Source organism: Microbispora sp. H10949, from assembly GCF_014161435.1.
Classification (GTDB): Bacteria; Actinomycetota; Actinomycetes; order Streptosporangiales; family Streptosporangiaceae; genus Microbispora; species Microbispora triticiradicis.
Genome location: NZ_JABBWZ010000014.1, coordinates 97,026 through 122,198 on the forward strand (window position 1 = coordinate 97,026; position 25,173 = coordinate 122,198).

At 73.0% G+C, this 25,173-nt stretch carries 27 protein-coding genes; 8 read left to right on the plus strand and 19 right to left on the minus strand.

Annotated features, from left to right (window positions below; translation table 11 throughout):
- The first annotated feature begins 65 nt into the window (after positions 1 to 65).
- Entirely contained in the window at positions 66 to 503 is a 438-nt protein-coding gene (locus HHX40_RS31165; protein WP_182883440.1) for an NUDIX hydrolase, read from the plus strand.
- On the opposite strand, the gene HHX40_RS31170 is transcribed toward HHX40_RS31165, so the two are convergent.
- From HHX40_RS31170 to HHX40_RS31185, 4 genes are all read right to left on the minus strand, one after another.
- Complete coding sequence (locus tag HHX40_RS31170; RefSeq protein WP_182883441.1) at positions 490 to 3,354, minus strand: hypothetical protein; 2,865 nt, start codon at positions 3,352 to 3,354, stop codon at positions 490 to 492. The genes HHX40_RS31165 and HHX40_RS31170 overlap by 14 nt on opposite strands.
- A 717-nt stretch (positions 3,355 to 4,071) precedes the next feature.
- The gene (locus HHX40_RS31175) at positions 4,072 to 5,205 is read right to left on the minus strand and encodes a CPBP family intramembrane glutamic endopeptidase (RefSeq protein WP_182883442.1); all 1,134 of its coding nucleotides are present in this window, start codon (positions 5,203 to 5,205) and stop codon (positions 4,072 to 4,074) included.
- Between the two features lie 67 nt (positions 5,206 to 5,272).
- Complete coding sequence (locus HHX40_RS31180; protein WP_182883443.1) at positions 5,273 to 6,211, minus strand: HpcH/HpaI aldolase/citrate lyase family protein; 939 nt, start codon at positions 6,209 to 6,211, stop codon at positions 5,273 to 5,275.
- An 87-nt stretch (positions 6,212 to 6,298) separates the two neighbouring features.
- The gene (locus HHX40_RS31185; RefSeq protein WP_182883444.1) at positions 6,299 to 7,243 is read right to left on the minus strand and encodes an EamA family transporter; all 945 of its coding nucleotides are present in this window, start codon (positions 7,241 to 7,243) and stop codon (positions 6,299 to 6,301) included.
- 85 nt (positions 7,244 to 7,328) lie between these two features.
- Between HHX40_RS31185 and HHX40_RS31190 the strand changes: the two genes are divergently transcribed.
- The 3 genes from HHX40_RS31190 to HHX40_RS31200 are packed head-to-tail and all read left to right on the plus strand — an operon-like array spanning position 7,329 to position 10,182.
- Positions 7,329 to 8,534 (plus strand): magnesium transporter MgtE N-terminal domain-containing protein, encoded by a 1,206-nt coding sequence (locus HHX40_RS31190; RefSeq protein WP_182883445.1) that lies wholly within the window; start codon positions 7,329 to 7,331, stop codon positions 8,532 to 8,534.
- Positions 8,531 to 9,025 (plus strand): DUF1003 domain-containing protein, encoded by a 495-nt coding sequence (locus HHX40_RS31195; protein ID WP_182875877.1) that lies wholly within the window; start codon positions 8,531 to 8,533, stop codon positions 9,023 to 9,025. Before HHX40_RS31190 ends, HHX40_RS31195 begins: the two co-directional genes overlap by 4 nt.
- 17 nt (positions 9,026 to 9,042) lie before the next feature.
- Complete coding sequence (locus HHX40_RS31200; RefSeq protein WP_182883446.1) at positions 9,043 to 10,182, plus strand: Mrp/NBP35 family ATP-binding protein; 1,140 nt, start codon at positions 9,043 to 9,045, stop codon at positions 10,180 to 10,182.
- On the opposite strand, the gene HHX40_RS31205 is transcribed toward HHX40_RS31200, so the two are convergent.
- The 4 genes from HHX40_RS31205 to sigE form a co-directional block, all read right to left on the minus strand.
- Positions 10,179 to 10,532, minus strand: a complete 354-nt coding sequence (locus tag HHX40_RS31205) for a sec-independent translocase (RefSeq protein ID WP_182883447.1) — start codon at positions 10,530 to 10,532, stop codon at positions 10,179 to 10,181. The two genes, HHX40_RS31200 and HHX40_RS31205, sit on opposite strands and share 4 nt — an antisense overlap.
- A 107-nt stretch (positions 10,533 to 10,639) precedes the next feature.
- Complete coding sequence (locus tag HHX40_RS31210; RefSeq protein WP_182883448.1) at positions 10,640 to 11,941, minus strand: S1C family serine protease; 1,302 nt, start codon at positions 11,939 to 11,941, stop codon at positions 10,640 to 10,642.
- Positions 11,942 to 12,022: 81 nt separating this feature from the next.
- Positions 12,023 to 12,577 carry an anti-sigma factor family protein gene (locus HHX40_RS31215; RefSeq protein ID WP_182883449.1) on the minus strand — a complete coding sequence of 185 codons (555 nt, stop codon included), beginning with the start codon at positions 12,575 to 12,577 and terminating at the stop codon, positions 12,023 to 12,025.
- On the minus strand, positions 12,574 to 13,182 hold the full coding sequence (gene sigE / locus HHX40_RS31220; RefSeq protein WP_111701367.1) for an RNA polymerase sigma factor SigE: 609 nt from the start codon (positions 13,180 to 13,182) through the stop codon (positions 12,574 to 12,576). Before sigE ends, HHX40_RS31215 begins: the two co-directional genes overlap by 4 nt.
- Positions 13,183 to 13,367: 185 nt before the next feature.
- Here sigE and HHX40_RS31225 point away from each other — a divergent pair, with 185 nt between their 5' ends.
- Positions 13,368 to 13,997 carry an O-methyltransferase gene (locus tag HHX40_RS31225; protein WP_182883450.1) on the plus strand — a complete coding sequence of 210 codons (630 nt, stop codon included), beginning with the start codon at positions 13,368 to 13,370 and terminating at the stop codon, positions 13,995 to 13,997.
- 7 nt (positions 13,998 to 14,004) lie between these two features.
- Here the strand turns inward: HHX40_RS31225 and HHX40_RS31230 are convergent, their stop codons facing one another.
- Both HHX40_RS31230 and HHX40_RS31235 read right to left on the minus strand, forming a co-directional pair.
- Positions 14,005 to 15,441 (minus strand): leucyl aminopeptidase, encoded by a 1,437-nt coding sequence (locus HHX40_RS31230; protein ID WP_310738368.1) that lies wholly within the window; start codon positions 15,439 to 15,441, stop codon positions 14,005 to 14,007.
- 76 nt (positions 15,442 to 15,517) lie between these two features.
- Complete coding sequence (locus HHX40_RS31235) at positions 15,518 to 15,685, minus strand: DUF3117 domain-containing protein (protein WP_076433904.1); 168 nt, start codon at positions 15,683 to 15,685, stop codon at positions 15,518 to 15,520.
- 181 nt (positions 15,686 to 15,866) lie between these two features.
- Here HHX40_RS31235 and HHX40_RS31240 point away from each other — a divergent pair, with 181 nt between their 5' ends.
- Positions 15,867 to 16,637, plus strand: a complete 771-nt coding sequence (locus tag HHX40_RS31240; RefSeq protein ID WP_182883451.1) for a PaaX family transcriptional regulator C-terminal domain-containing protein — start codon at positions 15,867 to 15,869, stop codon at positions 16,635 to 16,637.
- A 12-nt stretch (positions 16,638 to 16,649) separates the two neighbouring features.
- Here the strand turns inward: HHX40_RS31240 and HHX40_RS31245 are convergent, their stop codons facing one another.
- Together HHX40_RS31245 and HHX40_RS31250 are read right to left on the minus strand one after the other, a co-directional pair.
- The gene (locus tag HHX40_RS31245) at positions 16,650 to 17,246 is read right to left on the minus strand and encodes a DNA-3-methyladenine glycosylase I (protein WP_396777314.1); all 597 of its coding nucleotides are present in this window, start codon (positions 17,244 to 17,246) and stop codon (positions 16,650 to 16,652) included.
- Between the two features lie 4 nt (positions 17,247 to 17,250).
- A complete protein-coding gene (locus tag HHX40_RS31250; protein WP_182883452.1) occupies positions 17,251 to 17,721 on the minus strand; it encodes a hypothetical protein in 471 nt (156 codons plus the stop codon).
- Positions 17,722 to 17,765: 44 nt separating this feature from the next.
- Here HHX40_RS31250 and HHX40_RS31255 point away from each other — a divergent pair, with 44 nt between their 5' ends.
- Positions 17,766 to 18,068, plus strand: coding sequence for a hypothetical protein (locus HHX40_RS31255; RefSeq protein ID WP_182883453.1), 303 nt, complete (start codon positions 17,766 to 17,768; stop codon positions 18,066 to 18,068).
- A 22-nt stretch (positions 18,069 to 18,090) separates the two neighbouring features.
- Here HHX40_RS31255 and HHX40_RS31260 read toward each other — a convergent pair whose 3' ends face one another.
- From HHX40_RS31260 to fdxA, 7 genes are all read right to left on the minus strand, one after another.
- Complete coding sequence (locus HHX40_RS31260; RefSeq protein WP_182875887.1) at positions 18,091 to 18,669, minus strand: TIGR00730 family Rossman fold protein; 579 nt, start codon at positions 18,667 to 18,669, stop codon at positions 18,091 to 18,093.
- A 9-nt stretch (positions 18,670 to 18,678) separates the two neighbouring features.
- Positions 18,679 to 19,425: a TIGR00730 family Rossman fold protein gene (locus HHX40_RS31265; RefSeq protein ID WP_182883454.1), complete on the minus strand. Its 747-nt coding sequence runs from the start codon at positions 19,423 to 19,425 to the stop codon at positions 18,679 to 18,681.
- A 166-nt stretch (positions 19,426 to 19,591) separates the two neighbouring features.
- Positions 19,592 to 20,662, minus strand: a complete 1,071-nt coding sequence (dapE, locus tag HHX40_RS31270; RefSeq protein ID WP_182883455.1) for a succinyl-diaminopimelate desuccinylase — start codon at positions 20,660 to 20,662, stop codon at positions 19,592 to 19,594.
- Between the two features lie 11 nt (positions 20,663 to 20,673).
- Positions 20,674 to 21,447: a hypothetical protein gene (locus HHX40_RS31275; protein ID WP_111701360.1), complete on the minus strand. Its 774-nt coding sequence runs from the start codon at positions 21,445 to 21,447 to the stop codon at positions 20,674 to 20,676.
- A 49-nt stretch (positions 21,448 to 21,496) separates the two neighbouring features.
- Positions 21,497 to 22,135, minus strand: a complete 639-nt coding sequence (locus tag HHX40_RS31280) for a DUF4178 domain-containing protein (RefSeq protein ID WP_182883456.1) — start codon at positions 22,133 to 22,135, stop codon at positions 21,497 to 21,499.
- 11 nt (positions 22,136 to 22,146) lie between these two features.
- The gene (gene dapC, locus HHX40_RS31285; RefSeq protein ID WP_111701358.1) at positions 22,147 to 23,226 is read right to left on the minus strand and encodes a succinyldiaminopimelate transaminase; all 1,080 of its coding nucleotides are present in this window, start codon (positions 23,224 to 23,226) and stop codon (positions 22,147 to 22,149) included.
- 50 nt (positions 23,227 to 23,276) lie between these two features.
- Positions 23,277 to 23,603, minus strand: coding sequence for a ferredoxin (fdxA, locus tag HHX40_RS31290; protein ID WP_111701357.1), 327 nt, complete (start codon positions 23,601 to 23,603; stop codon positions 23,277 to 23,279).
- Positions 23,604 to 23,996: 393 nt separating this feature from the next.
- Between fdxA and HHX40_RS31300 the strand changes: the two genes are divergently transcribed.
- A complete protein-coding gene (locus HHX40_RS31300; RefSeq protein ID WP_138462758.1) occupies positions 23,997 to 25,088 on the plus strand; it encodes an ABC transporter substrate-binding protein in 1,092 nt (363 codons plus the stop codon).
- The last annotated feature ends 85 nt before the right edge of the window (positions 25,089 to 25,173 follow it).

Here is a 25,173-nt window from a genome sequence, read left to right on the forward strand (position 1 = left end):
CACGGTGCTTCGGTGATGTCCATCAGTCAAGAGCCTGCCCGTTATCTAGTCGTAATCTTGGTGTTGTGCGACATCTTGGTCTTGGAAAGCGCGTCAGATGCGTCGGGGCGATCGTCACCGATCCGGACGGGCGGCTTCTGCTCGTGCGGCGGGGCCGCCCGCCCGGCGAGGGACTGTGGTCGCTGCCCGGCGGCAGGGTCGAGCCCGGCGAGACCGACGAGCAGGCGGTGCGCCGCGAACTGCGCGAGGAGACCGGCCTCGACGTCGCCGTCGTACGGCTCGCCGGGACCGTGCTGCGGCCCGGCCCCGGCGGCGTGACGTACGAGATCCACGACTACGTGGCGACACCCTCGGGAACGGCCTCGGGGACGCCGGTGGCCGGGGACGACGCCGCCGACGCCCGCTGGTGGGCGCCGGCCGACCTGGCCGGCCTCCCGCTGACCGACGGCCTCGCCGACGCCCTGGCCGAATGGGGGGTCGTCTCCAGGATCACCGGTCCGTGACCGTGCTGCGCCAGATCGTCAGGTGGTCGTCGGCGTAGTCGGTGGACCTGCCGACGGCCACGACCCGGCTGCCGGAGACGGCCACCGCGCCGAGCCACTGGGCGCCCCGCCCGCCCAGGCCGTCCTGGGTGAGCGTGTGCCGCGACCAGTCCAGGCCGTCCTCGGAGATCCAGGCGGTGCTGTCCCCCTCGCCGTCCGCCTCGGCGGAGCGGTGCGATCCCACCGCCACCACGCCCTTCGCGGTCGCGGTCAGGTCGAGGACCGAGGCGTCCGCCTCGGCGGGCAGCATGGCGTACTCCCAGTGCTCGCCGTCGTCGGTGGACACGGCGGAGAACGGGCGGGGGCCGTCCTCGGTCACGGCGACGCCCACCGCGACGACCCCGGCCTTCGTCGCGACCACGTGGCGCAGCCCGGCCGAGGTGGCGTCCGGCGGCAGGACCCTGCCGCGCGCGGTCCAGTTGAGCCCGTCGGAGGAGACCCAGACCACCCCCGACTCGCGGTCGGCCGAGCCCGAACCGCCGACCGCCATGAACCCGTGGGGCGTCGCCGTGACCCCGGACAGGCGCACGTTGACCCCGCCCGCGGGCAGGCTGCCGGCCGCCGAGCGGGTGATCCGCCTGAGGTCCGGGCTGAACCACAGGGCGGCGACCACCCCCGCCGCACTCCGGTCCTCACCGGCGAGGACGTAGCCCTTCTCCCCCGCGGCGACCACGCGGGGCGCGAGCAGGAAGTGGCCCGGGGGCACCTCGATCGGCGGGCCGGGCCGCCAGGACCTGCCGTCCGCCGAGGTGACCAGCAGCGGCCGGGTCACGGCGGGGTCGGTCATCGTCCCGCCCACGGCGAGCCACCCCTTCGGGCCGTGCGCCACGCCGCCGAGGGCCTGCCGCCCGGGGCCGCCGAGCAGGTCGGGGAAGCCCGCGTCCTTCCAGTTCGCCCCGTTGTTGCCACTCGTCCAGATGGCGGCGTCGCCGTTGGCCGAGCCCACCGCCACGAACGTGCCGCCGGCCGCGGCGAGGTCCGCCGTCTCCCTGGCCAGCCGGTTGAGTCCGCCGATCTCCTTGAGCGGCACGGGGTGGGCCGCCTCGCCCTTCCCCGCCGTGATCAGCACCGGCAGGTTCTCCACATCGCCGGGGCCCCGCTTGTCGCCGCCCGCGACCAGCATGCCGCCGTCGGTGATGGCGAGCCCCCGCACCGTGCCGGGGATCTCGCCGAGGTCGGCGCTCTTCGTCCACTCGCGCCCGTCCCGGCTGGTGTAGACGGCGTACCGCTCCCAGGCCGACTCGGCGACCGCCGCGATGCCCGCCGCCGACGAGGCGAGGCCGCGTACGCCCGTGCCCTGCGCGCCGAGCGGCCCGATGGCGCCGCACTGCGTCCAGGCGGCGCCCTCGGGCGAGCAGTACACCCGCACCTCGCCGCCGGCGTCCCGCTGCCGGGTGGGCACGAGCACGAAGCCCTTCTCCGCGGCGGCGAGCGCGCCCGGCTCGGGCCGTACATCGGAGATCGCCGCGGCCGTACGCAGCCAGGTGCGGCCGCCGTCGTCGGACCGCAGGATGACCGAGACCGTGTCGCCGGAGCCGGGGTCGGCGAGCGCCACCACCCGGTCGCCGCGCGCCGCCACCGCCCGCATGCCCCGGACCTTGTCGGGCGTGCCGATCTGTTCGGTGTCCACCCGCGTCCAGCCGGTGCCGTCGGCCGACACCCAGGCCACCGGGCCCGCCGTGCCGTCGCGCAGGGTCGTCGCGCCCACGGCCAGGAAACCGGTCGCGGTCCGCGCCACGTCGGTGATCCTGTCCTGGCTCCAGAAGGCGGTCAGCCGGAGCGGGTCGACCGCGGTCCAGGAACGGCCGTCGGAGGAGACCCACATGCCGCGCGCGGCGGGGCCCGCGGGGCCCGGCGCGTCGGTGCCCACCGCGAGCCAGCGGCCGTCGCCGCCCGCGACCCGGCCCACGGCCGCCGCCGCGGTCTCGTAGCCCGGGGCTCCGGCGACCCGGCCCAACTGCCAGTGCGCGCCGCCGTCGGCGGAGACGAGGAACAGCGGCCGGGCGAGCGCCCCGGTCATGTCGCTGCCCGCCGCCACGACGGTCGATCCCGCCGAGGCGAACGCGTTGAGCACCTGGCTGGAGCCGTTGCCCGGCAGGCCCGGCGCGGCGAAGGCGGTGTCGCCCGACTGGCCGTCGCCCGCGGCGAGCCGCAGCCCGGTCGTGGCCGGGCCCCTGGACCACTTCACCACCGCCACGCCCAGCACCGCCGCGACGACGAGGACCGCCGCGACGACCAGCGGCGTGACGAGCCGGGGCAGCCCCCGGACCGGCGAGCCGCGGCCCGGCAGCACCCGCCTGTGGTGGCGCCCTCCGCCCGGTCTCGGCGGCCCGACGGCCACGAGCACGTCGTGCCGGGCCGGGCGGCCTCCCGGCGGGCGGCCGATGCGCTCGACCGGCCCGGCCTCGGGTCCGGGCCGTGACCCGGGCTCCGGCCCGAACTCAGGGCCGGACTCAGGGTCGAACTCCAGCCCGAACTCCGGCCCGGGCTCCGGCTCGACGGGGATCTCCGGGCGCATCCGGATGCCCGGCTCGGCTGTCTCCGGCTCACCTGGCTCCCGGTCGTCTGTGTCCGGATCGTCGCCGTGTCCGTGGCCGTGGCGGGAGGCGGGCTCGGGGGGCGTGTGCGCCCACACGTGCTCCTGTCCCGCCGCCTCGTGTCCCGCCGTCTCCTGTCCAGCCGGGGGACGCAGCGGGCCGGACGGCGGAGTGTCGATCTCGGGGGCCCCGGGGCCGTCGGGGTTCTCACGCGGGATCTGCGCCCGGCGCTGCCGGGGCGGGCCCGAGGCGACCAGCTTGTCCGGCCGGTCCACGACGCGCCGCCGCCGGCCCCCTTCCTCCAGCGGTCCGGCCTCCGACGGTCCGGTCGACCTGGCACCCTCGCCGTGCCAGGTGGTGGAGTCCTGAGGGGAGCCCGGTGGGCCGGTGGCTCCGGTGTCCGTGGCTCCGGTGTCTGTGGCTCCGGTGTCCGCGGCGGCGCCGTACGGGGCCGAGTAGGGCCTGCGGCCGGTCCGGTGCGGGTGGCCGCCGGATAAGTGGGGCGGGTCCTCCGCCTCCGGCCGCGGCGCCCAGTCGTGCGCCTCGCCCTGAGACCCTGCCTGCGACCCCGCTTGAGGCCCTGCTTGAGGCCCTGCTTGAGGCCCTGCCTGGGGTTCGGGGCGTGGCTGCGGGTCGCCGAATTTGCGGTAGGGCCGGGTGTCCTCGTCGTCCCCGGACAGGACGTCCCCGGACAAGGGCTCCTCGGGTAAGGCGTCCTCGGGTACGGGGGCGGCGAAGGGGGGCAGTGCCCACGGGGAGGGACCCGGCGGCCGGTGATGCAGCTCCGGAGGGGGCGCGGGCGTCTCCTGCTCACCGGGCGTACGCCGGCGGTCACGTTCGTCGGGGCCCGAGGCCACGCTCAGTACCTCCTCCCCGGAGAGGTCAATCCGGACCGTTCCACCTCTATTACGGCAAAGCGATCACAGTGATACCCCATCACGAATCCAGAGCAACACGGGAAAGCCCCGGGGACCATACCTCTCTAGTGAGATTTATCGGGAGAGAGTCTGAATTGCCCACTTTCGGGCGATTATTAGGACACCAAACCCGAAAACCGCGAACTGGACGGCCGATCCGATCAGAGCCTGCCACGGGACCGCACCCTGCTCCAGGGCGCCGTTCATGTCGCCGGAGGCGGCCACGAGCCCGAACGCCACGACGTTGTTCGAGGCGTGCAGGGCGATCGGCGCCTCCAGCCCGCCGGTGCGGACCGCGAGCCACCCCATGAGCACGCCGAACACGAAGACGTAGACGATCCCCCAGCCCGTGTAGCCGTGCGAGGCGGCGAAGGCCACCGCGCCCAGCAGGATCGCCGGCCACGGGCTGCGGAAGTACGCCCCCAGCCCCTGGATGATCCAGCCCCGGTAGGCGTACTCCTCGGCCGCCGCCTGGAACGGCACGAGCAGCAGGATGACGATCAGGGCCGGGAGGAACGCCCCCCAGCCCGCCCAGCCGTACCCCGGACCCACTCCGGCCGACAGCAGCATCCCGGCCTCGGCGGCCTGCCCGAGCACGACCGACACCACAGCGACCAGCAGGCAGGCCGCCAGCCACCTCCACCGCAGGCGCAGGGCCACCGAGGAGAGCGATCCGGGCGGCCTCCGCTGGAACACCCACGCCGCGCCGAGCACCAGGGGGAGCAGCAACGCGATGACGCCCAGCTGGAACCCGAGGTCGAGCACGGGATCGGCGAACAGCCGGGGTCCCGACCCCGTCATCGGCACCCGGGTCACCAGGGAGACGAGGTAGGCCACCAGCCCCGCCCCGATGGAGATCACCACGAAGGTCGCCACGATCGCCAGGGTGCCCACGATGGGCCGCCACCAGCGGTTCAGGACCGTGCGCGCCATCTGGTCGTACGGCGTGCCGGGCGGCGGCGGGACGTCCCAGCGCGTCCGCGCGGGCGGCCCCCATGCAGCGCCTCCCCAGACAGGGCCTCCCCATGCGGCAGGGCCTCCCCAGGGAGAGCTTCCCCAGGCCGCGTCCCCCCACTGGGGCCCGCGCGGGTACCGGCCGGGGTGCCATCCCGGCGGCGGGCCGGCCGGCCACGCGGTCCCGCCCGCGTAGGGCCCGGGAGCCAGGTAGACCGCGGGAAGCCGGCGCGGATCCGGCTGTGTCTCGCTCATGTGTCCATTCTTCGCGGCCCTCGTACGCCCGCTTCAGGCGGGCCTTCGGGAGGGCTTCGGGAGGGCTTCAGGAGGGCGGGGTGAAGGCGCTCGTGCGGGCGAGCCCGGCGGCGCGGCCCCGGGCCGAGACCACCAGCGCCATCTTCCGCGACGCCTCGTCGATCATCTCGTCGCCCAGCATCACCGCGCCCCGCTTCTCGACCGTCGTGTAGTACTCGTACGCGTCGAGGATCAGTTCGGCGTGGTCGTAGTCCTCCTGGGACGGGGAGAAGACCTCGTTGGCCGCCTCGACCTGCGAGGGGTGCAGCACCCACTTGCCGTCGAAGCCCAGCGCCGCCGACCGCCTCGCCGACCGCCGGAAGCCGTCCAGGTCGCGGATCTGGAGGTACGGCCCGTCCACGGCCTGCAGGCCGTACGCGCGGGCGGCCATCAGGATGCGCATGAGGATGTAGTGGTAGGCGTCCCCCTCGTCGTATCCGGGGGGCTGCTCCCCGACGACCAGCGTCCGCATGCCGATGGAGGCCATGAAGTCGGCCGGGCCGAAGACCAGGGTCTCCAGCCGGGGCGAGGACCGGGCGATGTCGTCGATCTCGACGAGCCCCCGGGCGTCCTCGATCTGGGCCTCGACGCCGATGCGGCCCTCGGGCAGCCCGACGGCCCGCTCGATCTGGCCGAGCAGGGTGTCGAGCCAGGCCACGTGCGAGGCGTCCCGGACCTTCGGCAGCATCAGGCAGTCGAGCCTGTCACCGGCGCCCTCGACCACCTCGACGACGTCCCGGTAGGTCCACTGGGTGGCGAGGTCGTTGACCCGGACGACGACCGTCTTGCCCGTCCAGTCGCCCTGCCGCAGGGCGGCGACCACGTTGCGGCGCGCCTCCTCCTTCGCGCCGTGGGCGACGGAGTCCTCCAGGTCGAGGAAGACCTCGTCGGCGCCCAGGCCCTGGGCCTTCTCCAGGAATCGGGGGTTGCTGCCGGGCACCGCCAGGCAGGAACGTCGCGCGCGCATGGCCCTACCGTAGCGAGATCCGGTGGGCGGAAGGCCGCCGCGGCACGGCCCGCGCCCCCTGAACCCGCACCCCCTTACCGGCCCCCCTTACACGCGTACGGCCTGCGGCGCCTCGGGGGCGTGGTGCGCGGCGCCGATCCGCGTGGTCGCCGACTGGGCGAACAACGCGCCGGCGAGCACGATCGCGCCCCCGGTGATCTGGGCCGCGCCGAGGTGCTCGCCGAGCAGCACCCAGGCGATCAGCGCGCCGGCGAGGACCTCCACCGACGCGACCGTCGCGCCGACCGCCGCCGACAGGCGCCGTACGGCGGTGACCCCCGTCGTGTACGCCACCACGGTGGCCACCACGATCATCCAGAAGCCGGCCGCGGCGACCGGCACGGTGTGCCCGGAGACCTCGGCCGTGCGGGTGAACGCCGCCCAGTCGATCTGCCACGGCCGCGAGACGGGCAGCAGCACCACCGCCGAGCCGAGCATGCCCCAGCCGATCAGGCCCAGCATGTCCACGTCGTCGCCGAACGAATCGCTCATCAGGAAATATCCGGCGCAGCAGGCCGCGGCCAGCAGACCCAGCAGCAGCCCGAGCGCGTCCAGGCGCAGACCCTCCCAGACCTGGACGACGATCGCCAGACCGGCGACCGCGACCAGGGCTCCCAGGTAGGCCGAGCGCGGCAGCCGGACCCTCCGTACGAACCGCACCCACAGGACCACCAGCACCGGAGAGGTGTACTCCAGCAGCAGCGCGACGCCGACCGGCAGGCGCGTGATGGCGACGAAGAACAGGCCCTGCACGGCGGCGACCGCGATCACCGAGTACGCCGCGAAGAACGGCAGGCGGTCGCGGGGGATGCGCAGCGCCCGCGGCCTGAAGACGGCCAGGACCAGCAGAAGGAGCACCCCCGCCCCCGCCATGCGGACCCACACGGCCTCCAGCGGCGTGAGCCCCGCCATACCGAGGATCTTCGCCATCGGGCCGGAGAACCCGAAACAGAAGGCCGATACGCCCGCGATCGCCAGGCTGACCGCCCTCATCGCCACCTGCCCATGTAATCACCAATAAAAGGCTTTGATCCTGTCACAACACGGACCGGCCCGCATCCTTGCGTAACCTGGCAGGGTGGATCGGATCTTCGTGGCCCGCCTAGCAGGGGTGGCGGTCTTCGACCCGGCCGGCGACCAGATCGGCCGGATCCGGGACGTCGTCGTATCGCTGCGGGGGCCGCTGCTCCCCCGGGTCCACGGCTTCGTCGTCGAGGTGCAGCCGCGCCGCCGGGTCTTCCTGCCGGTCACCAGGATCACCTCCATCGAGGCCCGCGCCGTCATCTTCACCGGCAAGCTCAACATGCGCAGGTTCGAGTGCCGGGACACCGAGACGCTGGCCATCGGCGAGATGCTCGACCGCAGCGTCGAGTACCGCGGCGAGCGGGTCACCGTGCAGGACCTCGCCATGGAGCGGACCCGCCCCTCCGACTGGCTCATCGCGAAGGTCGCCGTACGGCGGGGGTCGCGGCGCAGGGGCGAGACGCTCATCGTCGACTGGGAGGACGTCTCCGGCTTCGCCGGGGTCCAGAAGGACCAGGGCGCGGCCAACCTGCTCGCCGTGTTCGAGGCGCTGCGCCCGGCCGACCTGGCGAACATGCTGCACGAACTGCCCAGCAAGCGGATGGCCGAGGTGGCCGCCGCGCTGGACGACGACCGCCTCGCCGACGTCCTGGAGGAGCTGCCCGAGCGCGACCAGGTGCTCGTGCTGAGCCGGCTGCACCGGGACCGGGCCGCCGACGTGCTGGAGGAGATGGGCCCGGACGACGCGGCCGACCTGCTCCAGGAACTGCCCGCCGAGCAGGCCGAGGGCCTGCTGCGCCTCATGATGCCCGAGGAGGCCGCCCCGGTGCGGCGGCTGCTGAACTACCGCGAGGACACGGCCGGAGGCATGATGACGACCGAGCCGGTCGTCCTGCCCCCGACCGCGACGGTGGCCGAGGCCCTCGCGCACATCCGGCAGCAGGAGCAGACGCCGGCCATCGCCGCCCAGGTGTACGTCGCCCGGCCGCCGAGCGAGACGCCCACCGGGCGCTTCCTGGGCGTGGCGCACTTCCAGCGCCTGCTGCGGGAGCCGCCGTCGACGCTGCTCGGCAGCGTGATAGACATCACCGTGGACCCGATCAGGCCGGAGTTCACGGTGTCCGAGGTGGCGGCGTACCTCGCGACGTACAACCTGGTCGCGGTCCCCGTCGTGGACGAGCTGGGGCGCCTGCTCGGCGCCGTGACCGTCGACGACGTGCTGGACCACATGCTGCCGGACGACTGGCGGGAACGACCATGACAGAACGCCTCGACCAGCCGCGCGAGATCGGCTACCGCGTGCGGCTCTACTACGACCCCGAGGCGTTCGGCAGGTTCTCCGAACGGTTCGCGCGGTTCCTCGGCACCGCCCGCTTCATCGTCTACATGACCGTGTTCGTCGCGGTGTGGCTGCTGTGGAACCTGTTCGCGCCGGTCACGTTCGACCCGTACCCGTTCATCTTCCTCACGCTCATGCTCTCCCTCCAGGCGTCGTACGCCGCGCCGCTGATCCTGCTGGCCCAGAACCGGCAGGCCGACCGCGACCGCGTCCAGTACGAGCAGGACAAGACGTCGGCCGAGCGGAACCAGGCCGAGATCGAGTACCTCACCCGGGAGATCGCCGCCCTGCGCATGGCGATCGGCGAGGTGGCCACGCGCGACTACATCCGGTCGGAGCTCCAGCGCCTCCAGGAGGAGCTGGGCGGTGAACCGGCGAGATCGTGCGGGGCGGGTTCGGAGGATCCCCGCTGAGTCCATAGCATGGATTCATGGCACCATCCCCTGAACAGGTCACGGCCGCGCTCGCCACGGTGAACGACCCGGAGATCCGCCGGCCGATCACCGAGCTCGGCATGGTCAAGAGCGTCGACATCTCTCCCGACGGGGTGGTGCGCGTCGGCGTGTACCTGACCGTCGCCGGCTGTCCGCTGAAGGACACCATCACCCGCGACATCACCGGCGCCGTATCCCGGCTCGACGGCGTGTCGCGCGTCCACGTCGACATGGACGTGATGAGCGCCGAGCAGCGCAAGGAGCTGCAGACGAAGCTGCGCGGCGACCGCGGGCCGGAGAAGGAGATCCCCTTCTCCAAGCCCGGTTCGCTGACCCGCGTCTTCGCCGTCGCCAGCGGCAAGGGCGGCGTCGGCAAGTCGTCGGTCACGGTGAACCTCGCCGCCGCGATGGCCTCCCAGGGCCTGAAGGTCGGCGTCGTCGACGCCGACATCTACGGCCACTCGGTGCCGCGCATGCTCGGTGTGAGCGAGCGGCCCACCAAGGTCGAAGACATGATCATGCCGCCGGTGGCGCACGACATCAAGGTCATCTCGGTCGGCATGTTCAAGCCGGAGGGCAACACCCCGGTGGTCTGGCGCGGCCCGATGCTCGACCGCGCGCTGTACCAGTTCCTGACCGACGTCTTCTGGGGCGACCTCGACGTCCTGCTGATGGACCTGCCGCCGGGCACCGGCGACATCGCGATCTCGGTCGCCCAGCGCCTGCCCACGGCGGAGATCCTGGTCGTGACGACCCCCCAGCAGGCCGCCGCCGAGGTGGCCGAGCGCGCCGGTTCGATCGCCGCCCAGACCCACCAGCAGATCGCCGGCGTCATCGAGAACATGGCGTGGCTGCCCTGCCCGCACTGCGACGAGCGCATCTCCGTGTTCGGCGAGGGCGGCGGCCAGTCCGTGGCCGACGCGCTGACCCGCACGCTGGGCTCGCGGGTGCCGCTGCTCGGTCAGGTGCCGATCGACATGCGGCTGCGGGAGGGCGGCGACGAGGGCAAGCCGCTCGTGCTGACCGACCCCGACGCCCCGGCGGCCGCCGAGCTGCGCCGGATCGCGGCCGGGCTCGGCCGCAAGCCGACCGGCCTCAAGGGCCTGAAGCTCGACATCTCACCGGTCAAGCACTAGGTCGCCTCGTTGTCGTAAGGCGGGATCTCCCCCACGCCCAGCTCGGGCAGCTCGGGCGTCGGGGAGTCCGGCCCGTGGTCCGTGTGCCCGGGGTCGTTCCAGTCCTTCTCGAGGTCGTCGAGCAGGTGCTTGCGCACGAAGTTCTTGGGGTTGAGGTCGGCCGGGTCGAAGTTGGCGAACTCGGGACCCATGTTGGCCTGCAGGTCCGACTTGGCGTTGTTGGCCATCTGACGGAGCTGCCGCAACGTGCGGCCCGCCTGCTGGGCGGCCTGGGGCAGCTTGTCCGGGCCGAAGACGAGCAAGGCGATCACCACGAGCGCCAGGGCCTCCGCCCAGCCGAGTCCGAACATGGCGATCTCCTCCAGCAAGTACGACTGGTTTCAGACTAATGCCCACGCCCCCGCGCTGGGGACGGGGGCGTCCCGGCAGGATCAGCGGCAGGATCAGGACGGGGCGGTCAGGACGGGGCGGCGCTGGGGGCGGGGGCCGCGCCGACCGTGACGGTGGCGGTCCGCACCTCGCCGTCGTGCCGGAACCGCAGGCGGACCTGGTCGCCGGGTGCCTTGCTGCGGATGGTGACGACCAGTTCGCGGCTGTCGCTCACCGGCCGGCCGTCGACCTCCAGGATGACGTCGCCGGCCCGCAGGCCCGCCTTCGCCGCGGGCCCGTCGGGGGTGACCGGCACGGCGCCGCCCTCGGTCTCCGTGGCGATCCGCACCCCCTCGCCCTGATAGTTCTGGTCGATGGTGATGCCGATCCGGGAGGTGCGGGCGGCCCCGGTGGTGATCAGCTCCTGGGCGATCCGGCGCACCTGGTTGACCGGGATCGCGAAGCCGAGGCCGATGCTGCCGGACTGCTGGCCGAGCAGCGAGCCGCCGCCGACCGTGGCGATCGCCGAGTTCACGCCGATCACCTCCCCCGCCGTGTTCACCAGCGGGCCGCCGGAGTTGCCCGGGTTGATCGCGGCGTCGGTCTGGATCGCGTTGATCAGCGCGTAGTCGGACCCGGTGCTGCCGCCGGCCTCGACGGGACGGTTGAGCGAGCTGATGATCCCGGTGGTGACGGTGCCGGTCAGGCCGAGGGGCGAGCCGACCGCGATGACCGGGTCGCCGACGACCGCCCCGTCGGAGTTCCCGAGGGCGAGCTCCGGCGCCCTGACGGTCCCGTCGGGCTTGACCACCGCGATGTCGGAGTTCGGGTCGCGGCCCACGACCCGCGCCGCGGCGGAGGTGCCGTCGTTGTAGCGCACACGGATGTTCCCCACCTGGCCCGAGACGGCCACGACGTGGTTGTTGGTGACGACGTAACCGCCCTTGATGACGAAACCCGACCCGGTGCCGGCCTCGCTGTTGCCCTTCACCTCCAGCGAGACCACGCTGGGCAGGACCTTGGCGGCCACCCCCGCGACCGACCCGGGCGGCCGTGCCGTGGGGAGGGACGACGGCCCGCTCAGCGTGTAGCCGGGGTCGATCCCGGAGGTGGGGCGGGTCAGCAGGAACGTCCCCCAGCTCGCCACCCCGCCCGCCACGAGCGCGATCACCACGGCCAGGGCCGTGAACAGCGCGAGGTTGGGCCCGCGGGGCTCCGGCGCCGCCTCCGTGAAGGCCGCCTCCGTGAAGTACGGCTGCCGGGGAACCCCCGGCGGGGGCGCCCACCGGGCGCCCCAGGAGTCGTGGGACGGCTCCTGCGGCGCCTCATGTCCGGCGGGCAGGAACTCGGGCCGGTCCGACGCGCCGTGGGAACGCGTGTTGTCGGTCATCGCGACAGTGACTCCTCGCACACGAGCGCACTTCTCGCACCCAAACGGCTGCGGTGTCCGATCGTATGCCGTCTCCCCCTGTCAGCGCGAAAGACCCTTGGTCACGCTCTGCGACGGACTGGGCGACACGCTCACCACCGGCGCCTTGTTCGGGGCGGGATGAACGAACATCTGCCCGGGGGTCTGGCTGGGAGTGGCGCTCGATCCGCCGGCCATGAGCATGGTGCCGAGGGCGACGGCCGCGGAGGCCATTCCCACGGCCACGTATCCCGCGCGTCTGGCCCTGCCGGGCCGCCCTGGCCCCGATCGTCCGTCGTCCCGGCGCCGGGGCCGGTTGTCCATCGGCCCCGCGGCGTGCATGCCGGGAAGCCGGCCGAAGGCCGGATGGTCGGGAAAGGGCCGCATCCGCGGCGGCAACGGCCCTCCCGGCTCCGCCATGCGCAGGAGCGACATCGTGAGGTCCGCCGGCATGGCGGGCGGATCCATGGACCGCAGGCGGGTCTTCAGCGCCCGCAGCGCGTCGACCTCCGCGCGGCAGTCCGCGCAGAAGGTCAGGTGCGCCAGCGCGCGTTCCCGCTCGTTGTGACTGAGTTCGCCGTCGATGAGCGCGGAGACGCGCTCGCCAAGATGACTCACAGTCCCTCCCTGCTGAATGAAGGGGGGGTTTGGTCGCCGTTCCGGTTCGCCGAGGGCGCCCGGTGGTCGAGTGCCTCCCGCAGTTGCGCGCGGCCGCGGTGGATGCGGCTGCGCACCGTGCCGAGTTTCACGTCGAGAGTCCTCGCGATCTCCTCGTAGGACAGGCCCTCGATGTCGCACAGCACCACGGCGGCCCGGAACTCCGGCGCCAGGGCGTCGAGCGCGGCCTGGATGTCGGGCTCCATGTGCGCGTCGTCGTACGCCTGCGCCGGGGACGGCTCGCGGCCGTGCAACCGCTCGGCGGCGTCGTCCGCCAGCCCCTCGAAACGGATGCGCTGCCTGCGCCGCGCCATGTCGAGGAAGAGGTTCGTGGTGATCCGGTGCAGCCACCCCTCGAACGTGCCGGGGGTGTAGCTCGACAGGGATCGGAACACCCGGACGAAGACCTCCTGCGTGAGGTCCTCGGCGTCGTGGACGTTGCCCGTCAGCCGATAGGCCAGCCGGTAGACGCGTGCGGAATGCGTTCTGACGACCTCCTCCCATGTGGGAGGCGTCCAGTCGGACACCGAAGTCTCCGCCTGGTGGTCGTGCTCGTCCACCGGCATTCCTCTCTGCAGGATCGTCGCTACAGCCATAGTGCCTGGTTTCGCCCCTTCCTGCGTACCGTGGGCCGAGCGGCCTTGAACAAAGACCGTTCAAAGCGTGCAACGTCCCCGTTGTGGCGTGAGTTCCCGTTCCGGGCCGACTCCCCTAGGCTGCGTGCAAGATGAAGCAGGGGAGGGAGAGGCCGATGGCGACACCGGCCAGCCTGGAGTACGCGGAGGAGTTCGTCCCGGAGGACGACATCCTGCGGACCGCGCGCCGGCGTGGCATCGAGGTCGGAGCGCGCCCGATCCTGCCCGGGTGCGGAGCGGCGCTCTGCTTCCTCGCCACGGTGGTGAACGCCCGCTCGGTGGTGGAGGTCGGCACCGGCTGCGGCGTCTCCGGCCTGTGGCTGCTGCGCGGGATGCGCCCGGACGGCACGCTCACGAGCGTCGACGTGGAGCCGGAGCATCAGCGCATGGCCCGCCAGACGTTCGCCGAGGCGGGCTTCTCCGGCAGCCGGATCCGGCTGATCGGCGGCCGCGCGCTCGACGTGCTCCCCCGCCTCGCCGACGGCGGCTACGACATGGTCTTCTGCGACGCGGCCAAGCAGGAGTACATCGACTACCTCACCGAGTCGGTACGGTTGCTGCGCCAGGGCGGCGTCGTGGTGTTCGGCGACGCCTTCGGCGGCGACCAGGTGGCCGACCCCACCCAGCGGGACCCCGACACGGTCGCGATCCGCGAGCTGGGCAAGCTCGTCCGGAACGACGAGCGGCTGCGCCCGCTGATGCTGCCGCTCGGCTCCGGCCTGCTGGCCGCCGTCAGGCTCACCTGAACCGGCGTCAGCCGGTCAGGTAGCGCAGGAGCAGGCGGACGCCGAAGCCGGTGCCGCCCTTGGTGATCTCTCCTTCGTCGGAGCCCGCCCGGGCGGGACCCGCGATGTCGAGGTGCGCCCAGGGCCGCCCGCCGGCGAACTCGCGCAGGAACAGCGCCGCGAGGATCGACCCCGCCGACCCCGACATCGCCCGGTCGACGTTCGCCAGGTCGGCCACGTCGGAGTCGAGCATCGCGCGGTAGTCGTCGATCAGCGGCATCCGCCACAGGCGCTCCCCGGTGGCCTCCCCCGCGCCGGCCAGGCCCGCGGCCAGCTCCTCGTCGGTCGAGTAGAGGGCCGCGATCGCCGGGCCGAGAGCGATCTTGGCCGCGCCGGTCAGGGTGGCGACGTCGATCACGACGTCGGGGTCGAGCTCGGCGTCCGCGTACGCCAGCGCGTCGGCCAGCACCAGGCGGCCCTCCGCGTCGGTGTTCAGCACCTCGACCGTCCGCCCGCCGTACTGCCTGATGACGTCGCCGGGGCGCTGCGCGGAGCCGGAGATGGAGTTCTCGGCGCAGGCCACGAGCCCGGTCACCCGCACCGGCACCTCGAAGTCCGCCAGCGCGCTCATCGCGGCGATGACGGCGGCGCCGCCGGCCATGTCGGTCTTCATCGTCTTCATGCCCTCGGTGGGCTTCAGGGACAGGCCGCCGGAGTCGAACGTGATGCCCTTCCCGGCGAGCACCACGTGGGCGCGCGGGTTCTCCGGCGTGTAGGAGAGCCGGACGAGGCGCGGCGGGTTCACCGACCCCTGGCCGACGGCCCGGATGCCGCCGAACTCGTCGAGCTCGGGCCCCGCCCAGACGCGCACGTCCAGGCCGGCGCCGGCCGCCACCTCCACCGCCCGGTCCGCGAGCCAGGCGGGGGTCTTCACGCTGGCGGGGGTGTTGACAAGGTCGCGGGCGAGCGCGGTGGCCCGCGCGAGGGCCTCGCCCCGCCGCAGCTCCCGCTCGTCGCCGCCGACGAAGACGATCTCCCGCACCGGCTTCCCCGCGCGGCCGTCGCCGATGGTGAACGAGTACGACGCCAGCAGCGCCCCCTCCACCAGGGGCGCCGTGGCCCCCTCGACGGCGGGGACCACGACCGACAGCGACGCCCGGCGCCTGGCCCGTCTCGCGACGGCCGCCCCGGCCTTGCGCAGCGCGCCGGGCGAGCCGTCGCCGACGCCGTACAACAGGACGCGCCGCAGCCCGCCCTCCCGCGGGGCGGTCGCCTCGACGACCTCGCCGGGCTCGCCCTTGGCCTCGTACTGCGCGAGCAGCGCGTCCGCCGGCACCGGCAGCTCCGCCCAGGGCACGGCGGGCAGGGTGGGTCCGGGGCCGAAGGGCACGGCCACGAGGTCCGCCTCCGGCGCGGGCCCGGCGGTGCGGGGGCCGGAGAGGACCGGCGTGGTCTCGATGGGCACGTCCACCTCCAACAGGGCGGCCCCGGCGCGGAGGGACCCGCCGCCAGGGCCGTGGATCAACAAGCCGGCCGGATGATCAGCCGACGACCTTCTTCAGCGCGTCGCCGAGGGCGCTGGCCTCGTCCGCCGAGAGCTCCACGACGAGTCGGCCGCCACCCTCCAGAGGGACCCGCATGACGATGCCCCGCCCTTCCTTGGTGACCTCCAGCGGACCGTCACCGGTCCGCGGCTTCATCGCCGCCATGCGTGTATCCCTTCCCGCCTTGTCGGCCGCCCCAGGGGGTAACCGGCGTATTCACGTTTCTGTGATGTTCTATTATCCCGCCTCGGAGCTCAAAAAGGTAACGGCCCGGCCCCGGTAGGTGGATCAATGCACGCACCGCGCGCGTTGTCGGAGGGCGGGACGTGACCCCACACTGGGTGGCGTGAACGCCCGAGCCGCGCTTTTCGATCTCTATGGGGACCACCTCCGCACCCGTGGCGGCCGCGCCTCCGTGGCCGCGCTCGTACGGCTGCTCGCGCCGCTCGGCATCGCGGCGCCGGCCGTGCGGACCGCGATCTCCCGCATGGTCCGGCAGGGTTGGCTCGATCCCGTACGGCTCCCGCAGGGACCGGGGTACGCCGTCACGCCGAAGTGCGAGCGCAGGCTCGACGACGCCGCGGCCCGGGTGTACCGCGGGGGCGACGCCCCCTGGGACGGGCGGTGGCACGTCCTGGTGCTCGAACCGGTCAGGGACCGGGCGCGGCGCGAGCGCCTCCGCTCCGACCTCGCCTTCCTCGGGTACGCGCCGCTGTCCGAAACCACCTGGATCGGGCCGCGGCCGTCGCCGGAGCTCGACGCGCTGCGAATCCCCGGCCACCGGTTCGACGCAGCCTACGAGGGCGACGCGCGGAACCTGCTCGCCCGCGCGTGGGACCTGGACGCCGTCGGCAGGGCGTACGAGGACTGGCTTACCAGCGCGGCCGACCTGATCGGCTCGCTGCCGGAGGGGGCACCGGACGACCAGGTCTTCGCGGTCCGCAGCGAGCTGGTGCACGGCTGGCGCAACTTCCTGTTCCGCGACCCCGGCCTGCCCGCCGACCTGCTGCCGCCGGGCTGGCCGGGTGAGAAGGCCCGCGCCTTCTTCGACCAGGAGGCCGCCCGGCTGCTGCCGGCCGCCGCCGCGTTCGTGGACCGCAACCTGGCCGCGAGCTGAGACCCGCCGCGGTCAGGCGCCGCGGAGAGCGGTGACGGCCTCGCGGACGTGGCAGTCGGCGACGTGGTCGTTGACCAGGCCGATGGCCTGCATCAGGGCGTACGCCGTGGTGGGCCCGACGAAGCGGAAGCCGCTCTTCTTCAGCTCCTTGGCCAGGGCGGTGGAGCCCGGGGTGCGGGCGGGGACGTCGGCGAGGGTCGCCGGGGGCGTCCGTCCGGGCTCCTCGGCGTACCGCCACACGAGCGCCGACAGCCCGCCCGGCAACTCCGCGGCGGCGCGGGCGTTGGCGACGGCGGCCTCGATCTTGGCGCGGTTGCGCACGATGCCCGCGTCGGCGAGCAGACGCTCCACGTCCGCCTCGTCGAAGGCCGCCACCGCGGGGATCGAGAACCCGGCGAACGCCTTGCGGAAGTTCTCCCGCTTGCGCAGGATCGTCAGCCACGACAGGCCGGACTGGAACGCCTCCAGGGTGATCCGCTCGAAGACGAGGTCGTCGCCGCGGACCGGCCGGCCCCACTCCTCGTCGTGGTAGGCGACGTAGTCCGGCGTGGACCCCGCCCAGCCGCACCGGATGACCGTGGTCACCTCCGTGGTCAGCTCCGTGGTCACTCGGTCACCATGTCTCTTCGGCGTCGGAACGGTCGCCGTCCCTGCCCTCCCTGGCCGCCGGCACGGGCACCTCGGGCTGGTCGCCGGCCCTGTCGTCGGCCCTTTCGCCTGGGAGTTCTTCGGTCCTGTTCTCAGTCTTGTCTTCGGTCGCGTCGTCGGCCGCGTCGCGCGCCCCCGGCCGTCCGTGGGCCAGTTCGGCCACCCGCTGCTCCAGCACGGCGATGCGGGTGTCCCGCTCCGCGAGCGCGATCGACACCCGGTTCAGGGTCTCGTCCACGGCATGGGTGCTGTAGCCCACGAGACCGATCGGCAGCCTGAGCGTCATCAGGTCGGTGGGGGTTAACTGTCCGGCGGCGGGCAGGCCGAGCGGCGGAGCGTCGGAGGAGAACTCCGCCATCTCACCCCCATGGCCCAGCGAGACCATCACCACACACGCGATCACGGCGAGCCCGGCGATGACGAGTACGACCAGCACATACGAATCGTGCCACAACTCGTGTGCGTGCGAGCATGGAAGGCATGACGCTGGTGATCGGGCCGGACGACCCGGCCGACCCGGAGTGGGCCGAGGCCGCCTCGCTGCCGGAGGTGTCCGCCCTGGTCCGGGCGGGGCGCACCGTCCTGGTGACGCTGCCGGAGGACGAGACCGAGGCGATCGCCGCCGCCGCGGCGTACGCCTGGGCGGGCGCCGGCGTCTTCCGGACGTCCCACCCCGCGACCTCCCACCCCGCGGTCTCCCATTCCGTGCGGCAGGCGCTCGACATGACCGAGGCCCTGCTGGGCCGCCGGCCCCCGGCCCTGACCCGCCGCGGGCTGGCCTGAGCCGGGCCCGTCCTCCGGGCGGTCAGCTCTCGCCGAGTTCCTCTCCGGTGGGGCGCAACTGCGGGACCGGCCGTTCGAGCAGATCGAGGGCCTCGTCCACGGTGGTCGCCCACGCGATCGCGTCGAAGGCGTCGGGCCGCAGGAAGCCGTGTTCGTACATGCCGTCGACCAGGACGCGCAGGGGGCCGTAGAGCCCCCACGGGTCGAGCACGACCAGCGGCCGTTCGTGCATGCCGAGGACCCTGGAGGTCCAGATCTCGAACAGCTCCTCCAGCGTGCCGATGCCGCCGGGGAGCACGAGGAAGGCGTCGGACCTGGCGTCCATGACCCCCTTGCGCTCGCGCATGTCCGCGGTGACGATCAGCTCGTCGGAGTCGGTGTCGGCGATCTCGATGTCCACGAGCACCTGGGGGATCACGCCGACCGTCCGGCCGCCGCCCGCGCGGACGGCCCGCGCGACCTCGCCCATGCAGGAGACGACCGCGCCGCCGCTGACGAGCCCGTGGCCCCGGCGGGCCAGCTCCGTGCCCACCTCCCGGGCGAGGTCGGCGTACTTGCGGTCGATTCGCTGGCTGGACGAGCAGTAGACGCACACGAACACCCGGACACCTTACTTGTTGGGGTCGCGGCGGTCCGCCTCCACGATGGTCCGTACGGCCTCGTCGGGGTCGTCGGTGACCGTGACCAGCTCGACGTCCTGCGGGGAGATCTTGCCGGACGCCATCAGGGTGTCGCGGATCCAGTCGATCAGCGGGGTCCAGAAGGCCACGCCCATCATGATCACCGGGAACGAGGTCACCTTGCGCGTCTGGACCAGCGTCAGCGCCTCGAACAGCTCGTCGAGCGTGCCGAACCCGCCGGGCAGGGCCACGAACCCGCTGGCGTACTTCACGAACATGGTCTTGCGGACGAAGAAGTACCGGAACTCGATGCCGAGATCGACGTAGTCGTTGAGCCGCTGCTCGTGCGGCAGTTCGATGCCGAGGCCCACCGAGACGCCGCCCGCCTCCAGCGCGCCGCGGTTGGCCGCCTCCATCACCCCGGGGCCGCCACCCGTGATCACCGCGTAGCCCGCCTTGGCGAGCGCCGCGCCCACCTTCACCCCGAGTTCGTACTCGGCGGTGTCGGGACCGGTGCGGGCCGACCCGAAGACCGTCACGGCCGGGGGAAGGTCGGCGAGGGCGCCGAAGCCCTCCACGAACTCCGACTGGATGCGCAGGACCCGCCACGGGTCCTCGTGCAGCCAGCCGGTGGGGCCCCGGCGGTCGAGCAGGCGCTGGTCGTGGGTGGATTCGGGGACGAGGCCGCCGCGAACCAGCGATGGGCCCTGCCGGCGTTCGGGTCGGGTGTAGTTCATGCCCGTCACGCTAACGGCCGCCGTCGGGACCGGCGAAAAAATCTTGGATGAAATCTTGGCGGGAGGGAACCGCTCCTCGCCGAGGCTCCGTCTAAGAAACGAGGGTGCTGCTCGGGACGAAAGTGGCTCTCCCCGCCAAATGGCCGGCGAGGAGAGCCACTTTCTTCTATCTACCGCCGACCTTCTCGGTAAGCCACTCCGTCATGCGGCGCTCGCTCTCGACGATCTTGGCCAGGCTCACGCTCTCTCCCGCCGTGTGCGCGACGTCGGGGTTGCCCGGACCGCAGTTGACGGCGGGCATACCCAGGGCGGAGAAACGCGCGACGTCGGTCCAGCCGAGCTTGGCCCGGGGCGTGCCGCCGATCGCGGCGGCGAACGCCGCGGCGACCGGGTCGTTCAGTCCCGGCCGCGCCCCGGGAGAGCCGTCGGTGAGCCGTACGTCGAAGCCGTCGAACACCTCGCACACGTGCGCGAACGCCTCCTCGATCGTCCGGTCGGGGGCGAAGCGGTAGTTGACGGTCACCACGCACTCGTCGGGGATGACGTTGCCGGCCACCCCGCCGCGTACGCCGACCGCGTTGAGCCCCTCCCGGAACCGGAGGCCGTCCACCAGCGGGCTGCGCGGCTCGTACCGGACCAGCCGGTCCAGCACCGGCGCGATCCCGTGGACGGCGTTGACGCCCTCCCAGGAGCGGGCGCTGTGCGCCCGGACGCCCTTCACCGTGATCTCGGCGCGCAGCGTGCCCTGGCAGCCGCCCTCGATGAGCCCGTCGGTCGGCTCCATCACGACCGCGAAGTCGCCGGCGAGCCACTCGGGGTGGGTGCGGGTGAGCCGCAGCAGCCCGCTGCGCTCGGCCTCGATCTCCTCGCAGTCGTAGAAGACGAAGGTCAGGTCGCGGTTCGGCGCGGCCAGCAGGCAGAGCTTGAGCTGCACCGCCACCCCGCTCTTCATGTCGGAGGTGCCGCAGCCGTACAGCATGCCGTCCTCGGTCCTGCTCGGCAGGTTTCCGGCCACCGGGACCGTGTCGATGTGCCCGGCGATCACCACGCGCTCGGCCCGGCCGAGATCGGTCCGCGCCACCACCGCGTCGCCGTCCCGCAGCACGGTGAGGTGGGGCAGGGCGCGGAGGGCCTCCTCGATGGCATCGGCCAGCGCCTTCTCCGCGCCGCTCACCGACTCGATGTCCACCAGCCGCGCGGTCAGCGCGCCCACGTCCTCGGCAAGGTCAAGTCGCATGCCTCCCGACCTTACGCCACCTGGACGGAGTCGGTGGGCTTGGCGTCCTTGCGCCAGCCGTCGTGCCCGGCGGCCGCCGTCCAGGCGACCCCCTCGAACCGCACCTCGCGCAGGCCGTACTTCTTGGCGTGGGCGACGTACCAGGCGGCGACCAGCCAGCCGCGCTTGCCGGCCGCCTCGGTGCCGAGCGCCCGCACGAGCTGTTTGCGGGCCGTCTCCGCCTGCGGCTTGACCGGCTTGGCGGCCGGCGGGTACCAGCAGTGGACGGCCCGCGGGACCCGCCCGGTGAACGCGGCGGACAGGATCCGGGCGGACTGCTCGTGCTCGGCGTAGGCCGAGCCGTCGGCGGAGCGCTGCACGGCCTGGGCGGCGTCGTGCAGCGGCAGGGTCCGGTAGTGCTTCACCTTCTCCAGGGCGGCGAAGAACTTGCGGGTCGCGTAGACCGGGTCCTGCAACTGCTCGACCGTCCCCCAGCCCTGTGAGGGCCGCTGCTGGAAGACCCCCACCGAGTCGCGGTCGCCGTACGGGAGGTTGGCCAGCTTGGACTCCTGGATCGCGGTGACGTAGGCGATCTGGAGGGCCCGCTCGGGCAGTTTGCGCCGGGCCGCGACGGCGGCGACGGTGGCCGCCACCTGGGCCTGCTCGATGTCGATGTCGAGCGTTCCCTCGGGGGTCGTGACGAGGCAGTGCTCCCCGAGCGCGAAGGGCTCGGTCCGCTTCAGCAGGTGATAGGCGCCGTAGAAGATCGCCCCGCCCAGCAGGACGACGATGACCACGACGGTCACGACAGGTTTGGTAAGGCGCCGTTCCACGATCCAGAACCTACCCCGGTGATCAGGGCAGTCGTTCCGCGCGGACGGATCCGGGAGTGAGGGGACGGGCGTACGCCGCCTCCCACTGGCCGCCCTGCACACGCTGGAACGACAGCAGGCGGCCGTCACCCGCGCGGTAGTCGGCGAAGTCGAGCAGCCCGCGCTCGGGCAGGCCCGTCCTCCCCTCGGACCGGAAGGCTGCGGTGCCCCGCTCGATCGGGGAGAACTCGACGCCGTCGACGATCAGCATGTGCTTGGCCGGCACCATCCCCTGGGTCGGCACGTCGGTCCACAGCAGGACCTCCAGGTGGGACGGCTCACCCCCCGGACCCGGCCGTTCCGCGACCGACAACCAGTTGTCGTACCGGCGGGCGCCCTCGTCGAGGAGGTAGTCGGTCCACTGCTCGCCCTGCACCGCGCAGTGCACCGCGCCGACGGCCCGGTAGCGGGCGGCCTCCACGTAGACCGTGTCCCCCACCTTGATCGTGCGGGGGTCGAAGTAGTCGGGATCGGACGCGAGGTCCCGCGCCGCCGATTCTCCCGGGGCGGTGGGCGGGGTGCGCACCGGCTGACGCGTACGGCTGCGCCGGCTCGCCATCACGGCACCCAGCAGGACGACGACCGTGGCGAGGCCCAGCACGATCACGATCGTTGTCGTCATGGCGCGCGATCCTACTGGAGGCGGCTCACCGCCGCATCGACGCGCTCGTCGGTGGCGGTGATCGCGACACGGACGTGACCACGCCCGGCGTCGCCGTAGAACTCGCCCGGCGCGACGAGGATGCCCCGGTCCGCCAGCGCGCGCACCTGGTCCCAGCAGTCCTCGCCGTTGGCGGCCCAGAGGTAGAGCCCGGCCTCGGAGTGCTCCACCCGCCAGCCCGCCCGTTCCAGCGCGGGGCGCAACGCCGCCCTGCGGCGGGCGTACCGCTCCCGCTGCTCGTCGGCGTGCGCGTCGTCGTCCAGCACGGCCGCCATCGCGGCCTGCACCGGAGCGGGCATGATCATGCCCGCGTGCTTGCGCACCTCCAGCAGCCGCCGTACGAGCCGGGGGTCGCCGGCGACGAACCCCGCGCGGTATCCGGCGAGATTCGACCGCTTCGACAGCGAGTGGACCGCGAGCAGCCCCTCGTGCGAGCCCTCGCACACGTCCGGATGGAGGACCGACAGCGGCTCGTCCTCCCAGCCGAGCTCGATGTAGCACTCGTCGGAGGCGACGATCGCGCCGTGCTCCCGCGCCCACGCGACCACCTTGCGCAGGTGCTCGGCGGGCAGGACCCGTCCCGTGGGGTTGGACGGCGAGTTCACCCAGACGAGCGGCACCCGCTCGGGCCCCAGCGAGAGCAGCCCGTCGGTCGCGTAGGGCTCGGCTCCGGCGAGCCTGGCCCCAACGTCGTAGGTGGGATAGGCGAGCGCGGGAAAGACCACCCGCTCCCCCGGCCGCACGCCGAGCAGCGTCGGCAGCCAGGCCACCAGTTCCTTCGTGCCGATCGTCGGCAGCACGTCCGCGGGGTCGACGACGACCCCGTGCCGCCGCCGTAGCCAGCCCGCGGCCGCCTCACGCAACCGCGGCGTGCCGTACGTCAGGGGATAACCGGGGCTGTCGGCGGCGGCGGAGAGTGCCTGGCGGGCGACGGGGGGAACCGGATCGACCGGCGTGCCGACCGACAGGTCGACGATCCCGCCGGGATGCGCCCGCGCCACCTCCTGGTACGGCACCAGCCGGTCCCATGGAAAGTCGGGCAACGCGATCAAAGGAAATCCCCCAGTCGTGACGGAGCGGGCCCGCGAGGGTCGGTGACTCTTTAGTGTTCCTCGCTCTGCGGCGGAAGCGCCGCGACCACCGGGTGGTCCTTGTTGATCTTCCCGACCTTCGAGGCGCCGCCGGGCGAGCCCAGCTCCTCGAAGAAGTCGACGTTGGCCTTGTAGAAGTCCTTCCACTGCTCGGGAAGGTCGTCTTCGTAGAAGATCGCCTCCACGGGGCAGACCGGCTCACACGCCCCGCAGTCCACGCACTCGTCGGGGTGGATGTAGAGCATGCGTTCGCCCTCGTAGATGCAATCGACGGGGCACTCCTCGATGCACGCCTTGTCCAGGACGTCCACGCAAGGCTGCGCGATGACGTACGTCACCTCGGGCTCCTTCTGGGTTGCACGGCTCGACCGCGGGTTGCTAGCCCTAGTATTGCGGTGCCTGCTTACCAGCCGGAACAGGAGGGGGGCAATCGTCGTGGCCCCTCGGGCCGGAGCCCGTCTCGTTGTCGCGATCACGCCCGCCGACGTGGGCCAACGCGTGACCACCCGGCGCAGGGCGCCAGGTGGGTACCGGGACGCCGTCGGCGTGTTGGAATCCTGGCGCGACGGGGTGCTCACCGTGCGGAAACGGGACGGAAGCCTCGTCGAGATCGACGAGGAGACCCTCGCCGCCGCCAAGGTCGTGCCGCCCGGACAGCCGAGGTAATCAGGCGGCAATCCCGCAGCGCGCCGCCTCGACCGGCCGCGCCGGCGGGGCGGAGCATACGCGACGTGACCCTACGCGCCTGTGTCGTGACGATCTCCTCGGCGGCGGTCCTCCTGGCCGCGGCCTCCGCGTGCTCCCGGCAGCGGACGCCGGACAGGCCGCCGCCTCCGCTGAATCCCCGCGCGGCCAGTCTGGCCGACGGGTTCGGCACGATGGACAGGCTCGTCGACGCCGCCCGCAAGGAGGGCGCGCTCACCGTCGTGGGCCTGCCGGGCGGCTGGGTCGGCTACAAGGAGATCATCGCCCGCTTCTCCGACAAGTACGGGATCAAGGTGACGTCGGTCATGCCGGAGGCGAGCAGCCGGCAGGAGATCGACGCCGCTGCCCGCCTGCGCGGGACGGCCCAGGCGCCGGACGTCTTCGACGTCACGCTGGAGGTCGCGGTGGCCAACTCCCGGCTCTTCGCGCCGTACCGGGTGACGGGCTGGGCGGACATCCCTGACGAGGCCAAGGACCAGGACGGCCGCTGGTACGCCGCCTACGGCGGATACATGTCGATCGGCTACGACCCGAGGAAGGTGCCCGCCCCGGCGTCGTACGCCGCGCTGGCCCGGCCGGGGACGACGGTCGCGCTGCCCGGCGACCCCCGGCAGGTGGCGTCGGCGTTCAGCGGCGTCATGGCCGCCTCGCTCGGCCAGGGGCTGCCCGACGCCGCGCGCGGGGTGAACCTGTTCGCGCGGCTGCGCAAGGGCGGCATGCTCGGCCGTCCCGACCAGGCCACGACGGTGGTGGACTGGGACTTCATGAACGCGGCGCGGGCCGCGGGCGGGCGCGGCGCGGCGGCCTGGCGGGTCACGATCCCGAAGAACGCGGTGCTCGCCTCCTACTACATGCAGGCGATCGACGCCGCGGCGCCGCATCCGGCCGCCGCCCGGCTGTGGGAGGAGTTCCTGCTGTCCGACGAGGGACAGAACCTCTTCCTCAAGGCCTACGCCCGGCCGTCGCGGATGGAGGCGATGCAGACGCGCGGGGCCCTCGACGGGGACGCCGCCGCCCGGCTGCCCGAGGCGTCCGGCGACCCGGTGATCCTCACCATCCCCGAGCAGGACAAGGCCAAGGCGTACCTGGCCACACACTGGGCGAAGGATGTCGGCTGACACTCGCAGAGGCGGCGGAAGCCGTAAAGTGTGTCGCATCCCACCGGAATCCCACCAGATCCCAGGAGTCTCAGTCGGCACGAGA

Excerpts from the sequence above, each read along its gene's own strand:
- sigE (WP_111701367.1), bottom strand. The coding sequence starts at position 13,182 with ATGCCGGTGGACGAGCACGACCACCAGGCGGAGACTTCGGTGTCCGAC.
- HHX40_RS31225 (WP_182883450.1), top strand. The coding sequence starts at position 13,368 with ATGGCGACACCGGCCAGCCTGGAGTACGCGGAGGAGTTCGTCCCGGAG.
- HHX40_RS31280 (WP_182883456.1), bottom strand. The coding sequence starts at position 22,135 with ATGACGACAACGATCGTGATCGTGCTGGGCCTCGCCACGGTCGTCGTC.
- dapE (WP_182883455.1), bottom strand. The coding sequence starts at position 20,662 with ATGCGACTTGACCTTGCCGAGGACGTGGGCGCGCTGACCGCGCGGCTG.
- HHX40_RS31255 (WP_182883453.1), top strand. The coding sequence starts at position 17,766 with ATGACGCTGGTGATCGGGCCGGACGACCCGGCCGACCCGGAGTGGGCC.
- HHX40_RS31210 (WP_182883448.1), bottom strand. The coding sequence starts at position 11,941 with ATGACCGACAACACGCGTTCCCACGGCGCGTCGGACCGGCCCGAGTTC.
- HHX40_RS31205 (WP_182883447.1), bottom strand. The coding sequence starts at position 10,532 with ATGTTCGGACTCGGCTGGGCGGAGGCCCTGGCGCTCGTGGTGATCGCC.
- HHX40_RS31195 (WP_182875877.1), top strand. The coding sequence starts at position 8,531 with ATGACAGAACGCCTCGACCAGCCGCGCGAGATCGGCTACCGCGTGCGG.
- HHX40_RS31185 (WP_182883444.1), bottom strand. The coding sequence starts at position 7,243 with ATGAGGGCGGTCAGCCTGGCGATCGCGGGCGTATCGGCCTTCTGTTTC.
- HHX40_RS31175 (WP_182883442.1), bottom strand. The coding sequence starts at position 5,205 with ATGAGCGAGACACAGCCGGATCCGCGCCGGCTTCCCGCGGTCTACCTG.
- HHX40_RS31180 (WP_182883443.1), bottom strand. The coding sequence starts at position 6,211 with ATGCGCGCGCGACGTTCCTGCCTGGCGGTGCCCGGCAGCAACCCCCGA.
- HHX40_RS31200 (WP_182883446.1), top strand. The coding sequence starts at position 9,043 with ATGGCACCATCCCCTGAACAGGTCACGGCCGCGCTCGCCACGGTGAAC.
- HHX40_RS31235 (WP_076433904.1), bottom strand. The coding sequence starts at position 15,685 with ATGGCGGCGATGAAGCCGCGGACCGGTGACGGTCCGCTGGAGGTCACC.
- HHX40_RS31265 (WP_182883454.1), bottom strand. The coding sequence starts at position 19,425 with ATGAACTACACCCGACCCGAACGCCGGCAGGGCCCATCGCTGGTTCGC.